Source organism: Rhizobium sp. 16-488-2b, from assembly GCF_017741815.1.
Lineage (GTDB): Bacteria > Pseudomonadota > Alphaproteobacteria > Rhizobiales > Rhizobiaceae > Rhizobium.
This window is the reverse complement of the sequence record NZ_JAGHMF010000013.1, coordinates 1-1,430: the sequence shown is the minus strand read 5'-3', so window position 1 is coordinate 1,430 and position 1,430 is coordinate 1. Positions and strand designations below refer to the sequence as shown.

Annotated in this window: 1 protein-coding gene; it reads left to right on the top strand. The window is 63.1% G+C overall.

What is annotated here, in order from left to right:
• Positions 1-1,430 (top strand): NADP-dependent phosphogluconate dehydrogenase (gnd, locus tag J5286_RS13210; protein WP_209215354.1); only part of this gene is annotated, 1,430 nt, incomplete at its 5' end.

Here is a 1,430-nt window from a genome sequence, read left to right as displayed (position 1 = left end):
TGGAAAAGGCAGAAATCGGGCTGATCGGCCTTGCGGTCATGGGTTCCAACCTCGCTCTGAACATCGCGGAAAAGGGCAACAAGATTGCGGTGTTCAACCGCACGCCCGACAAGACGGACGAGTTCTACGAGAGCGCCGGCGATCTGAAGAAGCAGATCATTCCGTGCAAGACGATCGAGGAATTCGTCGAGGCGATCCGCCCGCCGCGCCCGATCATCATCATGATCAAGGCCGGCGAGCCTGTTGACCAGCAGATGGAGCTGCTGCGTCCACATCTCTCCAAGGGCGACATCATGATCGATGCCGGCAACGCCAACTTCCGCGACACGATCGCCCGCTTCGACCGCCTCAAAGACACCGACCTGACCTTCATCGGCATGGGTGTTTCCGGTGGCGAGGAAGGTGCGCGTCACGGCCCGTCGATCATGGTCGGCGGCACGGAAGATAGCTGGAAGCGCGTCGAGCCGGTGCTGACCTCGATCGCCGCCAAGTACAAGGGTGACCCGTGCGTCGCCTGGCTCGGCAATGACGGCGCCGGTCACTTCGTCAAGACGATCCACAACGGCATCGAATATGCCGACATGCAGATGATCGCCGAAATCTACGGCGTTCTGCGCGACGGTCTCGGCAAGAGCGCCAAGGACATCTCCGGCATCTTCGGCGACTGGAACAAGGGCCGCCTGAACTCCTATCTGATCGAGATCTCCGAGAAGGTTCTGGCCGCGACCGATCCGATCTCCGGCGGTGCGATGGTCGACATGATCCTCGACAAGGCCGGCCAGAAGGGCACCGGCAAGTGGTCGGCGATCGAAGCGCAGAACATGGGCATTCCGGCAACGGCGATCGAAGCGGCCGTTGCCGCCCGCAGCCTGTCGTCGATGAAGACCGAGCGCGAAGCCGCCGAGAAGATCTTCGGCAAGCCGGAATACAACTTTCCGGTCGCCTACGGCCCCGAGCTGGTCAAGGATCTGGAACTGGCTCTGTTCGCCGCCAAGATCGGCGCTTACGCTCAGGGCTTCGCGGTGATGGCGGAAGCCTCGCGCGAGTTCAAGTGGTCGCTGCCGATGCCAACCATTGCCAAGATCTGGCGTGACGGCTGCATCATCCGCTCGCAGTTCCTCGACGAGATCACCTCGGCCTTCACCAAGGCGCCTGACGTCGCCAATCTGATCGTGACGCCGACCTTCGCGGACATGGTCAAGGAATCGCTGCCGGCGCTTCGCCGGGTCGTCGGTGCCGCCCTGCAGGCCGGCCTGCCGGTTCCGGCGCTCACTTCGGCGCTCACCTATTTCGACGCCTACCGCCAGGGTCGCGGCACCGCCAACCTGATCCAGGCACAGCGCGACTTCTTCGGCGCCCACGGCTTCGATCGTCTCGACGGCAAGGACTTCCACCACGGCCCATGGGGCAGCGGTGCGGCGACCTTCTAA